The organism is Shewanella colwelliana (assembly GCF_001735525.1).
Lineage (GTDB): Bacteria > Pseudomonadota > Gammaproteobacteria > Enterobacterales > Shewanellaceae > Shewanella > Shewanella colwelliana.
Genome location: NZ_MCBT01000041.1, coordinates 64268 through 82504, shown reverse-complemented (window position 1 = coordinate 82504; position 18237 = coordinate 64268). Strand labels below are relative to the sequence as shown.

At 46.7% G+C, this 18237-nt stretch carries 13 protein-coding genes; 8 read left to right on the top strand and 5 right to left on the bottom strand.

Annotation, left to right across the window (positions count from 1 at the left end; translation table 11 throughout):
- Window positions 1–12 precede the first annotated feature (12 nt).
- The 3 genes from torA to BEL05_RS12725 all read left to right on the top strand — a co-directional run bounded on the left by torA (window position 13) and on the right by BEL05_RS12725 (window position 4041).
- The gene (torA, locus tag BEL05_RS12735) at window positions 13–2505 is read left to right on the top strand and encodes a trimethylamine-N-oxide reductase TorA (protein ID WP_069671377.1); all 2493 of its coding nucleotides are present in this window, start codon (window positions 13–15) and stop codon (window positions 2503–2505) included.
- A gap of 39 nt (window positions 2506–2544) precedes the next feature.
- Window positions 2545–3189, top strand: a complete 645-nt coding sequence (gene torD / locus BEL05_RS12730; RefSeq protein ID WP_028763277.1) for a molecular chaperone TorD — start codon at window positions 2545–2547, stop codon at window positions 3187–3189.
- Window positions 3190–3372: 183 nt separating this feature from the next.
- On the top strand, window positions 3373–4041 hold the full coding sequence (locus BEL05_RS12725) for a class I SAM-dependent methyltransferase (RefSeq protein WP_028763276.1): 669 nt from the start codon (window positions 3373–3375) through the stop codon (window positions 4039–4041).
- Between the two features lie 7 nt (window positions 4042–4048).
- On the opposite strand, the gene BEL05_RS12720 is transcribed toward BEL05_RS12725, so the two are convergent.
- Complete coding sequence (locus tag BEL05_RS12720; RefSeq protein WP_069671376.1) at window positions 4049–5281, bottom strand: DEAD/DEAH box helicase; 1233 nt, start codon at window positions 5279–5281, stop codon at window positions 4049–4051.
- 176 nt (window positions 5282–5457) lie between these two features.
- Here BEL05_RS12720 and BEL05_RS12715 point away from each other — a divergent pair, with 176 nt between their 5' ends.
- Window positions 5458–6618 (top strand): S8 family serine peptidase, encoded by a 1161-nt coding sequence (locus BEL05_RS12715; protein WP_069671375.1) that lies wholly within the window; start codon window positions 5458–5460, stop codon window positions 6616–6618.
- Window positions 6619–6691: 73 nt separating this feature from the next.
- Here the strand turns inward: BEL05_RS12715 and torS are convergent, their stop codons facing one another.
- Window positions 6692–9673 (bottom strand): TMAO reductase system sensor histidine kinase/response regulator TorS, encoded by a 2982-nt coding sequence (gene torS / locus BEL05_RS12710; protein ID WP_139151880.1) that lies wholly within the window; start codon window positions 9671–9673, stop codon window positions 6692–6694.
- 85 nt (window positions 9674–9758) lie between these two features.
- On the opposite strand from torS, the gene torT reads away from it, so the two are divergent.
- Complete coding sequence (gene torT, locus BEL05_RS12705) at window positions 9759–10829, top strand: TMAO reductase system periplasmic protein TorT (RefSeq protein ID WP_069671402.1); 1071 nt, start codon at window positions 9759–9761, stop codon at window positions 10827–10829.
- Here torT and torR read toward each other — a convergent pair.
- On the bottom strand, window positions 10826–11536 hold the full coding sequence (gene torR / locus BEL05_RS12700; protein ID WP_028763272.1) for a two-component system response regulator TorR: 711 nt from the start codon (window positions 11534–11536) through the stop codon (window positions 10826–10828). The genes torT and torR overlap by 4 nt on opposite strands.
- A 299-nt stretch (window positions 11537–11835) precedes the next feature.
- Between torR and BEL05_RS12695 the strand changes: the two genes are divergently transcribed.
- Both BEL05_RS12695 and BEL05_RS12690 read left to right on the top strand, forming a co-directional pair.
- Entirely contained in the window at window positions 11836–12204 is a 369-nt protein-coding gene (locus tag BEL05_RS12695; protein WP_028763271.1) for a PilZ domain-containing protein, read from the top strand.
- 93 nt (window positions 12205–12297) lie between these two features.
- Window positions 12298–13011, top strand: coding sequence for an RluA family pseudouridine synthase (locus BEL05_RS12690; protein ID WP_069671374.1), 714 nt, complete (start codon window positions 12298–12300; stop codon window positions 13009–13011).
- Between the two features lie 101 nt (window positions 13012–13112).
- Here the strand turns inward: BEL05_RS12690 and radA are convergent, their stop codons facing one another.
- Window positions 13113–14486 carry a DNA repair protein RadA gene (gene radA, locus BEL05_RS12685; protein ID WP_028763269.1) on the bottom strand — a complete coding sequence of 458 codons (1374 nt, stop codon included), beginning with the start codon at window positions 14484–14486 and terminating at the stop codon, window positions 13113–13115.
- Between the two features lie 220 nt (window positions 14487–14706).
- On the opposite strand from radA, the gene BEL05_RS12680 reads away from it, so the two are divergent.
- On the top strand, window positions 14707–17100 hold the full coding sequence (locus tag BEL05_RS12680; protein ID WP_069671373.1) for a PilZ domain-containing protein: 2394 nt from the start codon (window positions 14707–14709) through the stop codon (window positions 17098–17100).
- Window positions 17101–17115: 15 nt separating this feature from the next.
- Here the strand turns inward: BEL05_RS12680 and BEL05_RS12675 are convergent, their stop codons facing one another.
- Window positions 17116–18033 carry an alpha/beta fold hydrolase gene (locus BEL05_RS12675; RefSeq protein WP_028763268.1) on the bottom strand — a complete coding sequence of 306 codons (918 nt, stop codon included), beginning with the start codon at window positions 18031–18033 and terminating at the stop codon, window positions 17116–17118.
- Window positions 18034–18237 lie beyond the last annotated feature (204 nt).

Genomic DNA, 18237 nt, shown 5'->3' with positions numbered 1-18237 from the left:
AAGGAGATAACCATGAACAGAAGAGAATTTTTAAAAGGCCTTGTCGCCACCTCTTATGTGACCCTTAGCGGTGCGTCGGTATTAGCACCACTTAATGCCCTTGCGGCCGCTGGTGCAAAGAATAATGATGGCTGGCTCACGACTGGTTCACATTTCGGTGCCTTCAAAATGAAGCGTAAAAACGGCATGATCGATCAGGTTGTCCCGTTTGACTTAGACAAGTATCCAACCGACATGATCAACGGCGTTAAAGGCCTCGTCTACAACCCGTCAAGAGTGCGTTACCCTATGGTGCGCCTAGACTTCCTGCTTAATGGTCATAAGAGTGATACTAGTCAACGTGGTGACTTTCGCTTTGTACGTGTGACTTGGGATAAAGCCCTATCGCTGTTTAAAGATTCACTTGATGAAGTGCAAACGAAATATGGTCCTTCGGGACTTCACGCGGGCCAAACTGGCTGGCGAGCTACTGGTCAATTGCATTCCAGCACCAGTCATATGCAACGCGCAGTGGGGATGCATGGCAATTTCGTCAAGAAAATTGGTGACTACTCAACTGGTGCAGGACAAACCATCTTGCCTTACGTTCTGGGGTCAACTGAAGTTTATGCCCAAGGGACCTCATGGCCGTTAATTCTTGAAGAGTCTAACACCATCATTTTGTGGTCTAACGATCCGTACAAAAACCTGCAAGTGGGTTGGAACGCCGAAACCCACGAATCATACGAATATCTTGCACAACTTAAAGAGAAGGTAAAGCAGGGTAAAATCCGTGTGATCAGTATCGACCCTGTGGTGACTAAAACGCAAAAGTACTTAGGTTGCGAGCAACTATACGTTAATCCACAGACAGATGTGGCCCTAATGCTAGGTATCGCCCATGAGATGGTCACTAAGCAGCTGCATGATCTGAAATTCATTGACGGCTATAGCCTAGGGTTTGATCGATTCTTACCTTACCTGATGGGTGAGTCCGATGGGGTGGTGAAAACCCCTGAGTGGGCGAGCCAGATCACTGGTGTTAGTGTTGAGATCATTCGAGACTTGGCTAAAGTGATGACCAAAGGTCGCACACAAATAATGATGGGCTGGTGTATTCAGCGTCAACAACATGGTGAGCAACCCTATTGGATGGCTGCAGTCCTTGCAACCATGATTGGCCAAATCGGTTTACCTGGCGGCGGTATTAGTTATGGCCACCACTACTCAAGTATTGGTGTTCCTTCATCCGGTGCCGCAGCGCCTGGTGCGTTCCCACGCAACTTAGATGAAGGCCAAAAGCCACTATTTGATAGTAATGACTTTAAAGGCGCCAGCAGCACCATTCCAGTTGCCCGCTGGATAGACGCTATTTTAGAACCAGGCAAAACTATCGATGCCAATGGCTCAAAAGTCACTTACCCTGATATTAAGATGATGGTGTTTTCCGGTAACAATCCGTGGAACCATCATCAAGATAGAAACAAGATGAAACAGGCTTTCCAAAAGCTGGAGTGTGTCGTCACTATTGATGTGAACTGGACAGCAACCTGTCGCTTCTCAGATATCGTGCTTCCAGCGTGTACCACCTTTGAGCGTAACGATATTGATGTTTATGGCAGCTACGCCAATCGCGGAATTTTAGCAATGCAAAAGATGGTTGAGCCGCTGTATGAAAGCTTATCTGACTTTGAGATATTCACGCGTTTTGCTGCCATCATGGGCAAAGAGAAAGCCTATACTCGCGGAATGACCGAATTTGATTGGCTCAAGAAGCTGTATAACGACTGTAAGTCTGATAATGCAGGCAAATTTGAGATGCCAGATTTCGATACCTTCTGGCAGCAAGGTTATGTTCACTTTGGTGAAGGTAAACCATGGACTCGTCATGCAGATTTTAGGAATGACCCAGAGATCAATCCACTTGGCACGCCATCGGGGTTAATTGAGATCTTTAGCCGTAAGATAGCGCAGTTTGATTATGATGACTGCCCAGGTCATCCAACTTGGATTGAAAAGACTGAACGCAGCCATGGTGGACCTGGGTCTGACAAGCACCCAATATGGATGCAATCGTGTCACCCCGACCACCGCCTGCACTCACAGATGTGTGAGTCACAAGACTACCGTGAAACCTATACGGTTCAAGGCCGTGAACCTGTGTACTTAAACCCTGTTGATGCCAAAGTTCGTGGTATCAAAGATGGTGACCTAGTACGAGTATTCAACGATCGAGGTCAACTGCTAGCGGGTGCAGTGGTATCCAACCGCTTCCCACAAGGCGTGATTCGCATTCACGAAGGCGCTTGGTACGGTCCGGTAGGCAAAGATGGCAGCAAACAAGGCGGTAACGAGTTAGGCGCACTCTGTAGCTATGGGGATCCAAATACCTTGACTCAAGATATTGGTACCTCCAAGCTTGCACAAGCTTGTTCGGCTTACACTTGCCTGGTCGATTTTGAAAAATATCAGGGTAAAGTGCCACTGGTCAGCGCATTTAGCGGTCCAATCGACACACAAATTTAATAGTTGTCGGCCCATTGAGTGGCCACAGGAGAGAAATAGATGAATGATAAGCACTCATATGACACAGCCATGAATCAAGCAAGAAGCATGGTTTACAAGCTGCTTTCGTCACTGTTTGCTAAGGAGCTAGATCATCAGCTACTGCACGAGTTGACTAGCCCACAAGCACAAGCTTTCTTCACTCAATTGGCCAGCGAACCTAAATTTGCTGACGATGTCACCACGCTAACGTCTGTGCTCAATAAACTTAACACTGACAAGGCATTACTCGAGTTGGCCGCTGATTACTGCGGACTATTCTTAGTCGGCACTAAACACAGCGCTAGCCCTTACGCTAGCCTGTACACGCACCAAGCAAACGATAACGCTGATGAAGTACTGCTATTTGGTGAACAGCATCAACAGATGCTCAATTACCTACAGCAAAGTCAATTGCAAGTGCAATCGGCGTTCCCTGAGCCTGCAGATCATATCGCGGTGATCTTAGCCTATGTTGCGCACCAATGCGGTATTAGCGATGATGCAACCCAGCTCAAGTTTATCAGCCAATATCTCAACAGTTGGCTGGCTAAATTTAGCGATAAGGTTAAGGCAGCAGACAGTGGCCACTTTTATAGTGCCCTAGCCAGCCTCACTCAGTCATGGGTGACAGCTGATTGTGAGGCACTGGCACACACCAACTAGCGTTAATGACCCCGAAAAAAAAGCGCCGAATCTAGCGGCGCTTTTTTATGCAACCAGAGGTTGAAAAGGAGCACTGACTGATTTCATTGGTAACCCCGGTAGCAAAAGCCTATAGTGGTAACCCTTCCACGTAGCGAATCGATATCGATCTAGGCTTGTTGCGTTTTTCGCAAGGAGTTACCTATGTCCCCCGTACGCCTTCGCTATCAAACCCTCGAGTTTCCTGATACCGATATTCATGTTCGCAGCCTAAGAGATAGGCAAGAATTTGCCGATCCTCTAGGCGAAGCCAATGCACTTGGAATCTCCTCTGCACAATGGTCACTGTTTGGTGTGATCTGGGATTCAGGTCGTGCTTTAGCGCACGAAATGGTGGCATTTGATATCGCAGGAAAGCGCATTCTTGAGGTGGGTTGTGGTATGGCTGTGGCCAGCTTACTGCTTAACAGTCGAGAGGCCGATATTACCGCCACCGATTATCACCCGGAAGCGGGCAATTTTTTAATTGAAAATGTACGGTTAAATCAGGGAAGCGACATTCCATTTTTGCGCACAGACTGGAACAATTTAAACGACGGTCTAGGGCAATTCGACCTCATCATTGGTGCAGACCTGCTCTATGAACGCGAACATATAGAGTTGCTATCCCAATTCATTCACCGTCATACCAAGCCCGATGGTGAGGTCATACTCATCGACCCGGGTCGAGGCAATCATGCGCAGTTTAGTAAGAAGATGTGCGCACTAGGCTACAGTCATCTGCAGCACAAAATCATGCCGGCCAGCGATATGTCCTCTTCATTCAAAGGGCAGATGCTCTGCTACAGCAGAACATCGTTAACACCGGACTAATTTAGGCCTAACGCTTACCTCTGCGACCGCGTTGCTTAGCACGGCGCTTTTGTGCCGATTGGCTGTTTTTTCCTGAGAGAGACATCTTGGTTAAGTCAGGCTCAAAGCCCGGGAGCCACTGCTGAGGTAAACGTTTATCAAGCAAGATTTCAACCTCCTCTAACAGCAGCGCATCCTCTTCACAAAATAGGGTCACCGCGACACCTTTATTACCTGCACGCCCAGTGCGACCGATACGGTGCACATAATCTTCAGCAACAAATGGTAACTCATAGTTCACCACATAGCTGAGTGAGTTAATGTCGATACCTCGTGCTGCCACATCGGTTGCAACCAGTACGCTAATCTCCCCCTGCTTAAAACCATTCAAGACCGCCTCGCGATTTCCTTGAGATAGGTCACCGTGGAATGCATTGGCACTTATGCCACTTGCGCTTAAACGCTCCGCTAACTTATCAGCCGCCACCTTTTTGCGACTAAAAACCAACACTTGTTGCCAATTTCCTGTAACAATGAGATGACTAAGAAGCGCAAATTTTTTGTCACTATCCACCGCATAGACACGTTGCTCTATATCTTGGCTAGCACTATTAGTTTGACCAACCTCGAGACGCTTAGGCGCGTTCAGCAGCGTGCTACTCAACGCTAACACTGATTCATCAAGGGTGGCTGAAAACAGCATAGTTTGGCGCTTGGTTGGCAATTGCGCCACAACCGCTTGGATCTCATCTTTAAAGCCCATGTCTAACATGCGATCCGCTTCGTCAAACACTAAATGCTTTAGATGCCCTAAGGACAACGATCCACGTCGTAAGTGGTCGAGTAAACGCCCAGGTGTCGCCACCAGCAGATCGACGCCTTGGCTTAACTTAGCTTGCTGCGCCTCAATGCTGACGCCACCATACACAATCCCCGCCGTGAGTGAGGTCAGCTGGCCATAGCTAACAATCGCTGCATGTACTTGTAATGCCAGTTCTCGGGTTGGCACCAGTATCAGCGCCCTCACTGGTGCTAACGAGGCTGATTCGTTTAACCGTTTCTCGTCATCAAGTAAGCATTGCAAGATAGGTAAGCCAAAACCTGCGGTTTTGCCGGTCCCCGTCTGTGCCGATGCCAATATATCCTGATTGGCTAAAATAGCAGGAATCGCTAACTGCTGAATTTCTGTCGCCTGACTAAACCCAAGCAACTTAATCGCTTCGAGTAACGGCTCAGCAAGCGGAAATTGAGAAAAAGACATTAAAAAGCCTACACATTGACACAAGACTAAAGGAGGCAAAAGTTTATCAGATTTTACCGATAAAGGTTAACCAAGCACGGCACCCTATTAAGAATGATTACTACTCAATGGCAGCGCTTTTGTCAGGCGCTATACTTTACTACACGCTTATTTAATAATTCCCCTTAGAGGTTACTATGAAAAAGACGCAACTCGCTTCGGCTATCACCTTAACCTTGCTTAGTAGTAGTCTATTGGCTAATGAAACACCCGCGACCTATGGTGGTGAGAGTGAATTAAATGGGGTACACAACCGCTGTATCGTGCGCCTAAAAGACAATACAGATAGTGGCACTGTACAAGGTATTGCCCATAAAAAGCTGACCAAAGCGAACCAACTTTCTGGTAAAAGTGCCAGCCTTAAACATCTGTATATAAACAGTATTAAGGGCTTTACTATTACCATGCCCTGCGCGGCAGCAAGCAAGGCATTTGGCCAAGACAATGATGTGGCGAGTCTTACCCCGGACAGCATTATCAGCGTTAGCAGAGGTAAGCCCAATCGAGGAGGCAACGACTCTGTTGCGCAATCAACCCCTTGGAGTGTGACACGGGTCGGCGGACCACTGGATGGTTCTGGCAGCACAGCTTGGGTAATCGATACTGGCATAGATCTCAGTCACAAAGACCTTAATGTGGATCAAAGCAGAGGTTTTTCGGCATTCAGTGACAAGCGTAACCGTAGTTTCAATGACGGTCATGGTCATGGCACTCATGTTGCTGGCACTATAGCAGCCAAAAATAATACCATAGATGTCGTCGGCGTTGCGGCCGGTGCCACAGTTGTGCCAGTAAAAGTGCTCGACTCCCGCGGTTCTGGCTCCACCTCAGGTGTCATTGCTGGCGTAGATCATGTGGGGGCCAACGCCCAAGCTGGCGATTGCGCCAACATGAGCCTAGGTGGAGGGGTCAGTACAGTGCTAGATGATGCGGTTAAAGCGGCGGCACTGAAATCGGGGGCTTTTTTCGTACTCGCTGCGGGAAACGATGGTGACAATGCCAATAACCACTCACCAGCGAGAGCCAATGGCAGCAACGTGTTTACCATCTCGGCAGTAAACAGCAGCGATAATATGCCGAGCTGGTCCAACTTTGGTAACCCTCCAGTGGACTATGCTGCACCAGGGGTTAGTATTCTCTCCCTCAAGCGCGGCGGTGGCACAACGACGATGTCCGGCACATCAATGGCCGCCCCAGCGGCCTGTGCGGTGCTAATGCTGAGCAATGGTACGCCATCAACAAGCGGCGTGGCGGGTAATGACCAAGATGGTAATCCTGACCCAATCATCTCGTTATAAATGTCATTAACCGGGCGAGGTTATGTGCGGTTAAAAACTCAAGCCCGAGCTGTTAGTAAACAATCGCTCGGGCTTATTCTTTGGCAGCGAGTTTATCTGCTAAGGCATCAATTGACTCCTGCCACAGGTTATATAGCGCTGAATAACTCTCACTATTGAATCCGTCTAACTCTAGGGTTTTACAGCGCTCACTCAACGCGAGTAGGCCCATGCTGGCACTACTCCCTTTGAGCGCATGAAGTATTTGCTCCGTGTTACTAGGGAGTGTTGCCAAAGCTTGCATCTGCTTGAGACTCGAATCAACAAATAACACTTGCATCTCCTTAAGTGCTGGCACACCTAAATAGGTAAGGTCTTCATCTAACTGCTGCTGGTTAAGCAGCGCATGGGGGTCAAGTGTTATGGCTGGCATCACTGGCGTTTGTTCTTCATCGTGTTGATGACTATCTAGGTCATTATGATTGACCACACCAATCCAACTCGCTAACGCTTGCATATTAAGGGGCTTTGCTAGCACCGCCTCAAAACCTGCATCATGGTAGATGTTAATGTCATCGGTTTGGATTTGCGCGGTAAATGCAGCAATTGCGACCTCTTTTCCACAACGATCTGCCACCGACTTTAATTCATTTAACAAGGTAATACCTGAACCGTCCCCTAACTGAATATCCAACATAATTGCATCATATTGCGCTGCCTTTTGCGCAGTATAATGAGCTCTGGCATCGGCACAGCTAGTGACTAATACAGACTCATGACCAAGATGCCCTAAAAACCCCTGAGCAACCATGGCATTAACGCTGTTATCCTCAATCACTAATACCCGCTTAGGCTCAACCTCAGGCAACACGGCAGCAACGGGTCTACACCCTTGCTGACAAATGTCTAGCGGTACACTAAAGCCAAATGTCGAACCGCGACCCGCTTCACTGTCGACCCAGATGCCGTTTCGCTGAGAAGTCGGGCTCTCCATTAACTCCACCAGCTCTTTACTGATAGCCAATCCGAGTCCCGTTCCACGAGTTCGGCCCTGATTTGGCTGGCTACTATAAGCTTTGAACAACTGCGGCATGGCAGCCTGAGAAATTCCCACCCCCGTATCACTGATCTCAAACTGCAGCTCAGATTGAACAATTTTCACCGTCAAGGTGATCTCTCCCTCTGGGGTAAACTTAATCGCATTGCCTAAAAGATTAAATAGCACTTGGCGTAATTTAGGCCCATCGATATTAATACACTGGGGTAAAGGGGGTTTAACTTGCCGCAGTGACAGTCCAGATAAACCTGCACCAGCCATCATAATGGCCACCACCTCATCAAGGAGCTCACTGATATCGACAGGACGCGGCTCATTAGTTAACTTCCCTTGCTCTAAACGAGAAAAATCTAAAATATCATTTAACACCGTTTGCAATAACGTACCGCTGTATTGCGACAAGGCAAGCATCTGTTTTTGTGCAGCGGGAAGCGGCGAGTGCCCCAATAATGTCAGCGTACCTAACAACCCATTGAGTGGCGTACGGATCTCATGACTCATGGTAGCCAAGAACAAAGACTTAGCTTGATTGGCCTGCTCTGCCATCTGCCGAGCGGCAGCATGCCCTTTTGCTTCAGCATCAAGCTGAGTATTAGCTAAGGCCAACTCCTGGGTACGAGCAATCACAGTGCTCTCAAGTGATGCTTTATGCGCTGTCAGCTGTGAAGCACTTTCTTGAAGTTCGGACTGTAAACGCAGATTTTGGTCAGTCTTTTGCTTAAATACCTCAATGGCTGAAGCCATCGCTGTCAATTCGTCATCGCCGTGAGGATCAAGCGCGACGTGGCTATCTCCCAGGCTCAACCGAGACATAGCTTCGGTCGCTTCATTTAACCGCAGGGCAATACCTTTATAGATAACACGGTAGATGACCAACAGCATGAGCACCAACATTGATATCCCTGTGGCCCACAAGCCTGATTTAGCCCAAAAAAGTTGCTGTAAAAATTCGCCACGCGCATCATCTGCTTGTGACTGCTGGGCACTCATTGCACGATCAACAGACTTATTGAGTTCACCAAGTTTATCTGTCAAATGTTGCAACGCAAGTCCCTGCTGAGCCAAGACTTTCACATACTGCTGCTGTAAAAGTAAGCTTGCGTCTACCCCGCGTAATATAACTAACTCTTGATCTAATGCCGTGGCTCTTACAGGGTCTCTCACCAGCCCCTTAAGCAACTCCAGCGGCATAAGGTCGATGTTAGCAAGCCGTTGCGAAGCTGCTTGCTCTTGTTCTGTGCTCACTCCCTGATTGAGTTGATAGCCAGTAGCGATGGTTTTACTCAGCACGCTCGACATACTCGTCATAAGCGAGTTAAGCCCTGATTGCTGCTCTGGTGATTGCAGCAGCTGCCCTATCAATGCAATATGATGTACTAAGGTTAAGGCTCTATCGAGTCGCTCTCGAATATCAAGATCTTGCTCTATGATGGTATCTAGCAAGTGCGCACTTTGGTCTGCCCCGACAACTTGTGGGTAGGCTAAACTTAATTTTGCCAATATGGCAGAATCCACAACAGCCAATTCAGCTTCAAGTAAACGGCTGCTCCGTGTCGCCGCTTCGACTAAAGATTGCCCTTCTAGGCCAAGGCGCTGTGCCATGGTTAAACGCTCACCAACTTGCCGACCCAGTTGCGACAGATCGTGAATAATCTCCCCAGCAGCATATTCCAATCGCTTGTCGTCTTGAACATTAAGCGATTTAAGCTTTGCTATTGCTCCCAATAAGTTACTACTTTCAAGAGAGAGCTTTCGTCCCAAGAATGCGCGTTGGGCCTCCTCTTCCACCCGCTCTAGCCCTTGAGCGTTATCCAGCAGAGCATTAGAGGATTGCATCAATTGACGCGCCGCTTCAGAGGCCGGAAGCGCCTCTTCATAAAGATACTTGTCAGCTAACTTAACCCAATAGAGTGATAAGCTACCTAGGCTAACCAACAAAAGCAGTAGCAAGCCAAGCATGCTGAATGCCAACATTAAACGGCCAACAAGACTCTTGCCTGATAACGATAAAGCGCCCACACTGATTCCTTAAACTGTTATGATAGCGAGTGTTGTAAAGGATTATGTTCACCCTAGATTTGAGACTAAACACGTGACCAAGAAGATGCAATATACCACTTATTTTCTCGTGGCTTGCTTGAATTTTATAGCAACCTTTGTTGTTGTAGCCGCCAATACCTCTTGGCCATTGGAGCAGCGTTATCCCTTTAACGCCAAACTACAAACCAGCAAGTCTGTCACGTTTCACCCCTTATCTCATGTCCAAAAAACTTGGAACCTATGTGTATTGGTGCCACACCTCAAAGATGCGTACTGGATAGGTATCGACTATGGGTTAGCCACACATGCTAAACAGCTAGGGGTCAGTTTAGAGTTATTTGAAGCCGGTGGCTATTACGGTAAAGCGCAACAACTCGAGCAGTTAAGCCACTGCATGTCAGCCCCTTTCGATGCAATCTTACTCGGAAGCGTCGATCCACTTTTACTCAACAGCTATCAAGGCCAAATCAGCAAACCCATTATAGCCCTGGTTAATCGTATCGACAGCCCGCTGATCACCACCCGTGTTGGCGTCAACTGGTATCAGATGGGATGGGTTGCTGGCCACTATATTCAGCAGGCAGTGTTGCGTCAAAGCACAAAAACACCACCACAACTGGCACTGCTCACCGGGCCTGAAAGGGTTGGCGGTAGCGCATGGGTTGAGCAGGGGGTTTTAGCAGCCCTGGAACATAGCACTGTGACCATCTCATCAATTCGCCATGCCGATAACAATCGTGACCTCTATCGTGACCAACTGCACCACCTGCTCAACGATCACATACCAGATTATATACTTGGTAGCGCAGTCGCGGTTGAGGCAGCGGTTGGCGAGTTACAGCATAGGGGTTTAGATTCGGTACAACTTGTCAGCAGTTACCTGTCTCCAGCAACGCTACGGGGCTTGTATCGTAATAGAGTGGCTTTTAGTAGTGACGACCAAGTGGTTTTACAAGGTAAACTGGCGATAGATATCACTGTGAGGGAATTACAAGGTGCTGCTGCCTATGGTGATATAGGCCCAAAGATTTTAGGCCTGAAAGCGGGTAAAAAGCAGCTAAGCAACCTTAATTACAGCCTTGCTCCCGCGGACTTTTACCCCATCTACCGTATTGATAATTCAGCTAAAGATTAGTCTTCAACCCTAGCTGCAAACAGGTAGCCTTCACCGTGAACCGTCACAAACAGTTCTGCAGCTAACTTGTTTCTGAGACGGCGAATAATGACATCGATGGTTCTGTCGTTGACGTCCTGATCTCTATGACTAGTTTGCTGCATCAAACGTTCACGAGATAACACTTGCTGAGGATGTAGAGCAAAGGCCGTTAACAGCTCAAACTCCGCCTTGGTCAACTTAATCACCTCATCACCATAAGTGAGCTTACGATTATTAAGTGCTAAGCAATAGCCCTCAAACTCAATGAGGTCATCATTTCGTTCCAGCTGAGTAATCACCTCTTGCTGCGCCTTTTTCACCAGCGACATACGCCATAAGAGGTTCTTGACTCGCACCAGTAGCTCACGCAGTTCAAAAGGCTTAGTGACATAATCATCTGCGCCCATTTCGAGGCCAATAATTTTATCGATAGCTTCATCTCGGCCGGTGACCAAAATAATACCCACATCTGAACGGCTTCTTAGGTCTCGGGCTAAACTCAAGCCATCCACACCAGGTAAATTGATATCGAGCATCACTAAATCGATATGCTGACTGCTGAATTGATGCCACATCTGCTCACCATCCTCAGCCTCTAAGACTCGGTAACCCTCTTTTTCAAAATAGCCTTTTAGCCTCGCGCGGATCACGGCCTCGTCATCAACAACTAGTACAGTATTGGCCAACGAAGTATGCGCCATCGAATCGCTCCAGAAAAAGTTACTTAAAGGTTATCACTCATTATTCACATATTTTCACATTTTCATATAAGCAATATCTCAAATATGCGAACTGACGCCCATTTTATGTCGTATGGCCTTAAGACTGACTCACAGACAGAGCGACCACGCTAAGCTTCGACACCTAAGCCAACACAATACGGATAGCACCTCACAAATATAAACCAAGATTTTTACACCACGCCCATGTTAGCTTATGCTTACTCTACAGCGTTTAGTTAAACACCACAGTGTGAGGACAGGTTATGGATGAAAGGCGACAATTTTCGCGGATCTTATTTGATGCCAATGCAACGCTCACCCAGCAAGGTAACGTCTGGCCAACCATCATCCACGATCTCAGTCTCAATGGCGTCCTGTTAGAGCAACCCCAAGGGTTTAGCGTCACCGATGACCCCATTGCTTTAAGTTTTACTCTAGGTGACTCTGAGATAGTGGTTTCTATGGAAACTAAACTTGTTTATCAAAAAGAGGGACAGTTGGGCTTAGAGTGCCTGCATATCGACGTCGATAGCATTAGCCACCTGCGCCGTATGCTGGAACTTAACTTAGGTGATGCCTCACTGCTCGATCGTGAGCTACGATTATTTGTTGAGGTTCACGAACAAAGTTAAGCGGCATTAATACACCATACGTGTTTCGAAAGGGGAATGAGTTTCCCCTTTTTTGATCAACCCACTAGGCGATATCAATAGCAGGACCCATTCATGCCTCCAACTTGCGCGTTATCCCACACCATTGTTGATGATTTTTTGGCGCCAGCCTGCGACGACTTTGTGGAAATTTTGTATCAAGACGATGAGATTCTATTAATTAATAAACCCAGTGGACTGCTCAGTTTGTCGGGAAAAAATCCGCTTAATTGGGATTCGGTACATTACCGTTTAGTGCACGGTCAACAAGGGCTTACGCCGCCCTTTCCTCATGCCAAACTCCCACATAGGTTAGATTTTGGCACATCTGGCATAATGGTGGTGGGACTCAACACCGAATCGGCGCAGCATCTCAATCTACAGTTTCAAGCACGCACCATCCAAAAACGTTATATCGCTATGCTGGAAGGTTGGGTGAGCGAGGAGCAGGGACAGATCAACGCCGCAATAACCAAAGATAAAACCCTTTTTCCGCGGGTAAAAATCTGCCAAATCACAGGTAAGCCAGCTATCAGTGAATATAGGGTCATTCAACGGCTAGCAGAACCACCTTGTAGTTTGGTGCAATACACCCCTATCACAGGGCGTACACACCAATTACGCATCCACAGCCTAACGATGGGCCATCCCATTCTGGGCTGCGACCTGTATAAAAGTACTCGTAGCGAACAGATGGCAAGCCGCTTAATGCTACACGCCAGTGAGTTGCATTTTGAGCACCCCACTAGCCACAAGCGAGTTAATGGCCTGTGTCCTAGCCCTTTTTAATCAAACTTACAGGCATCATTCTGCCCCAAAACCTTACAGGCGCTGCAAACTCAATGCAGCGCACCGCCCGCGGAGCATCGGCGAACTATCCCAGCTTAATCTCAATTAATCAGCTCTAACAATTCATGAATGGTCTTAATGGGATTGATTTTGGCCCCTAGGCCTTCCATCGATTTATGATAATTACGATAAGGAATGAAGATCTCGGTGAAGCCATGCTGCACAGCTTCTTTCACCCGCGGCACACCGCTGTCGATTGGACGCACGTCACCATTTAAGCTGAGTTCCCCCATGATACAGGTCGTTCTTGGTACCACGAAATCATTAAGGCTACTGAGCAGTGCCGCGACTAAAGCTAAATCAATACAGGTTTCAGATTCATCAATTTTTAGACCACCGACCAGATTAAAATAGGTGTCGTGGAAAATTTTAGTTCGAGTATGTTTACGTAGAATCCCCGTAAGCATCTTAATCCGATTCATGTTGAGTCCCACGCATACGCGCTGAGGAAACTCCCCTTCGGTTTCGGTCGTTAAACATTGGATCTCTAACAGCAGATTGCGGTTGCCCTTACGGATACAAGTGATAGCAGCACCCGGAGAGTCGGTCGTTGACCCTGACAAAAAGATTTCACTTGGGTTATCAACGCTAATCATACCGCGCTCAGTCATCTTGAAAATACCAACAGTATCAACGTCACCAAAACGGTTTTTGTTGGCGCGCAGCGTGCGAACTTGACCATCGTTACACTCTAAATGTGTGAGGCAATCAACGATGTGGATCAGCGTTTGTGGTCCAGCGGTTTCATTGTTTTTGTTGACATGTGCCACCAGAAACATGGTGACATTGTTTTGCTTACAATACTGAGTCAGTGCTTGGGCTGAACTTTTTACCTGTGACGGCGAGCCAGGACTGCCATTAGCCAGGTCGGTGACAACAGCTTGAATGGAGTCAATCACGGCAAACTTGACCTGCTTGGCTTCAAGCTCAGCAATGATGGCTTCGACACTGGTTTCGGCCATCAAGAATAAATTATCCTCATTGCAATCTAGCTTTAGGCGATTAACGCGGTTTTTAAACTGCGATAATGACTCCTCTGCAGTACAGTATAACGATGGCATCAATTGCGACATACGTGACACCAAATCAGATAAAATAGTGGTTTTACCTGCACCAGGATCACCTGAGATAATATTTACAGAGCCTGTCGTTAAGCCACCGCATAACACGCGATCGAGCTCGCCAATACCTGTCAGCATTTTTTTGGCTTCGAACTCTTCCACTTCGCTAAGTTTCTTAGAGCCACCACCCACAGCACCAGCATACCCGGAGACTGAAGTACTGGCCGACTTGCTCGCCCCTAAACGCACTTCGGTAATAGTATTCCACTCATGACAAGCGTTGCACTGCCCTTGCCACCGAGGGAAGTCTTGTCCACATTCACTGCACACATATGCTGTTTTAATCTTAGCCATAATAAGTTCTAAATCGTTATTTGATATAAAGAGGTCGCCAGAAATAACCATAATGGCTTAAACTGTAGCCACGGTGATCGATAATATTTATTGCCTAATTTATCAACAGTCAAATGTCGTTTTATCATTGATAAACATATGGCTATCAAGTTTTATTGGTTTTGGCCGACACAAGAGTAACAGCCAGAGATTCAATTAGCATCAGAAAAAGAAATCGACCATGAGTTTAGAGCAACACAATGCATTAATCGAACAGCTAAAACCGTTACTCATGGAAGATAATTTTCATGAGCTGTTTGAGCATTTAACCTCTGATGAAACTAACTCAACCCGATTCCTACTTAAAATGGAGCTTAACCGCCTCTCTTCGCTATGCACCAGGGTGATAGATTTAAGAGATAAGTCAGAACTCCCCTGCAATAGTTTTACTAGCGGTTCACAAACCCATTTTCTCGATGAGCCCGCTAAATCCAGTTTTATTGAGACGCTTGCGCTCTATCAGAACCAATACACCTTAGGCGTCTATGAGCAAGTAATGCTCGCCCATAAAACGCGCAGACAAAAAGCCCGAAATCCGCAGGCCGGTGACGATTTAGCCCTAACTCCCTTTATCGCTTCTGGCGCGGTCTTAGGCAGCTATTTTAATCGCAGTGAAGAGCGGATGAACTACTCAATACGCATCGGCGTCTTACAGCCGGGATTGAGTGAAGTCAGCGGTATCACCGTGGACCTCTCTGTCGGCGGAGCACGCATTCGTTTGCCACTCAGTAACGGTGTCAATATTGAAAAACCCGTTAGGGTGAAATTACTCGAATTGGGTGAAGAGTACTATTTTGAAGATCTACAAAATGGCGTTGACTACCAAGTGGTTGATAGCGAAAGTAACCACGAGTATACATGGCTGCGTCTAAAGCGTATTGGCGGCAGTGACGCATTAACAGAGATGTTAGCAAACCTGATCCAAGGCTATAAGTACCGATATAAAGTCGACATCAACGACATATTGGTCGCTGCAACAGGACTCGGATTTGAACGTCACTATCTGCCTCACCTACCTCACCTTCCTCTGTATGTCGAGCATACAGAGGAAGGATATCAAGTCACCCATAAGCTTCTTAGCCGTGACAATCAAAAATTACAGCACTTTTTCCGTGATGAGAAAGAGATAAGCCAATTACCAGGAATGCTGACAGCAAACCGCCTAAAAGCCCTTATTGATAATCCACAAACTATCGAACACAGCCTGTTTTTCTGTTTTACCTTTCAAACTCAAGGTAATATCTATTTCTATTCGGCAACTTTAGCTGAGTTACTGAAAAAAGAGCTATTAGGGCTTTTTTTACATTTTGGCACCAGTAAGTCTAGCTGGAGCATATTTAAACTTGCCAGTCATCAAATTGATCATCAAACCTCTTATAAGTCGAGTATTTTACCGGGTGATAGTAGCGATTACTCGGCGCTCACAGAAGCCCAACTCAAACGGTTCACCCATGTCTTACAACTCATCGACTTAACCAATGAAGAAGCGCTTGATAGTTATAAGCAGTGGGATCCAATGGGCCATCATCCCAATGAGCTAAAACCTTTTGGCCAAGCTAAGCTCAGCCTAGATAAGATTAAACTATTATCACTACAGTTTACTGAACGACGTAATGAAGCAAGATTTGCCTTTAAAACCCAAGTGAACGTGAGCCAAGGTAAAAAGTCGGCCCAAGGTTTTACCTTAGATATCTCAGGCAAAGGGCTTCAGGTCACTTTAAATGATGGCATCGAATTTGATGCTACAGCACCTATACTAGTGAGCTTTCCCAAACTGCAGACCCTTGCAGGAAAAACCAAATTATCGCAGTTACCCTATCGATTGATCCGTACCCGTAAAAATGGCGTGACCATACATTTAGCCGCGCAGATAGGCCACACACCACATGTAGGGGTCGCCTTTATCAATCGTTTGATTGAAGCCAACCGCGATAAGCTACAAAAACTTACCGAAGCCAATAGCGATATGAAAGAACTCTCTGATGGGTTAAAAAACCTGTTAATGAGGGAGCTGGCCTGCGTACCTTACTTTCTTGAAAAAACCAGTAAATCGGCCAAACTTGGCGTATTAGGTGTGAGTAAACACAGCAACACCATTACTGATTTATTTGCTGCTACGGCGCAAGATACTTTGCAATATGATCTTGTCAGCCTGCTTGACGATGGGCGTTTAAAGCGCGATTTTATTGACCCAATAAGACAGATGAAGCCCCAATATGGCCTAGAGAGCTTTGAAGTCTTTGTCCAAGTGTCTCGTCAGTCACAAGGGCGAGTGAAGATAAAATGCCTGCCGCCAGCAGAGATCGGCGATCAGCAAGCGCAAGTTCACTTTATCCGTCAAAGTCAAAATCTAGGTAAATTTATGGCACTACGTATCTATCGTGGCGCCACTGGTAAGCCGGATTTAAGTTATATAAAACGCGAACTTGAATACATCAATGTACACGCCCCGCACAAGGCAAAGAAACTCGAGCAGTTAATGTGGCACATCATCGGCGTCGGTGAGCTACTTGAAATAACCCCAGAGGTCATGCTCCGCTTTCCAAGCCTCTATAACGTCATTGACACAAATTAGAGATCTAGCCAAATACTAGTTTTGAACTAAATACCAATGCTTTACTGCTGGGAAATGATCTTTCTCAGCGTCTTTATGGGTCAACATATCTGCATGACCATAATCATGTAGATGACCATTGGCTTTAGACAGTAAAGTGTAGTTAACCTGCTCAAAATGGCATTCATCGATCATGCGCCGAACATCTTCTGGATTGCCCAACACCTTGTCACCAATCCCGGCAATAAACCACGCTTGTGGCCATCGATGTTTCACCGCAGCTTGTGATGCCGCTTGTGCGTAATCGAAGCCATCATCATGATCGACCCAATCACCACGTACCCAGTCGATACTCTGACTCAAAGAGGCCTTGGTTTCGTTGTCCATGCCCATACGCCATCGATCTGCGGCTAAATAACCATGACCCATGGCGATGGCTGGCGCCAATTTATTCCAAGCTACATCAACCATCAACCATTTCTTAAATGAGCGAACTTTGATAGCACGCTTACTGCCAAACGTTAACAGCGATGCTACGCTGGTTTGAAAAAAATCAAACCTTGCAATAGCGCTTGCCATTAATACCCCTCCCCATGAGTGTGCACACCAGTGAACCTGATTAACTTGTTGGTGCAGCGACAAAATATAGTGTTGAACTAACGGGAGCTGCTCTCTAATCACTTCGCCTTGGCCATGATTAGCCCCTGCGCACAGTTTTGGCGTGCTGAGTCCTCGCCCCAATGTATCTAATACGTAGACTACAAAACCCGCTTTGGCCAAATAACAGCCGAGTCCCCGACCACTATCACTGTAGAAGACACGGCCATTTGACATGGCGCCATGGAGCATCAAAATGGGTGGACGGCTCATATCTGCATCGGCCGTTTTAATTTGGCGAAGATGCAACTGCCCCTGACGATAAGGAATAAAAAGTGATTGCTGAGAGAGTGTCAAAATAAGATAACTGCCAAGTAATTTACAACTAAACTACTGACATTTAAAAGATAAAACAAGTAACTAATGACGCGCCAAGGCAAATAAACAGTCGTTTGAAATTATTAGCTTTAAGATCAATCAATAATTTGCAAATTAAAACAGTGATGGCTTAGCTTTATCGCAACAATGCCTGTGTTGCGATAAAGCAATTGAACATGACAA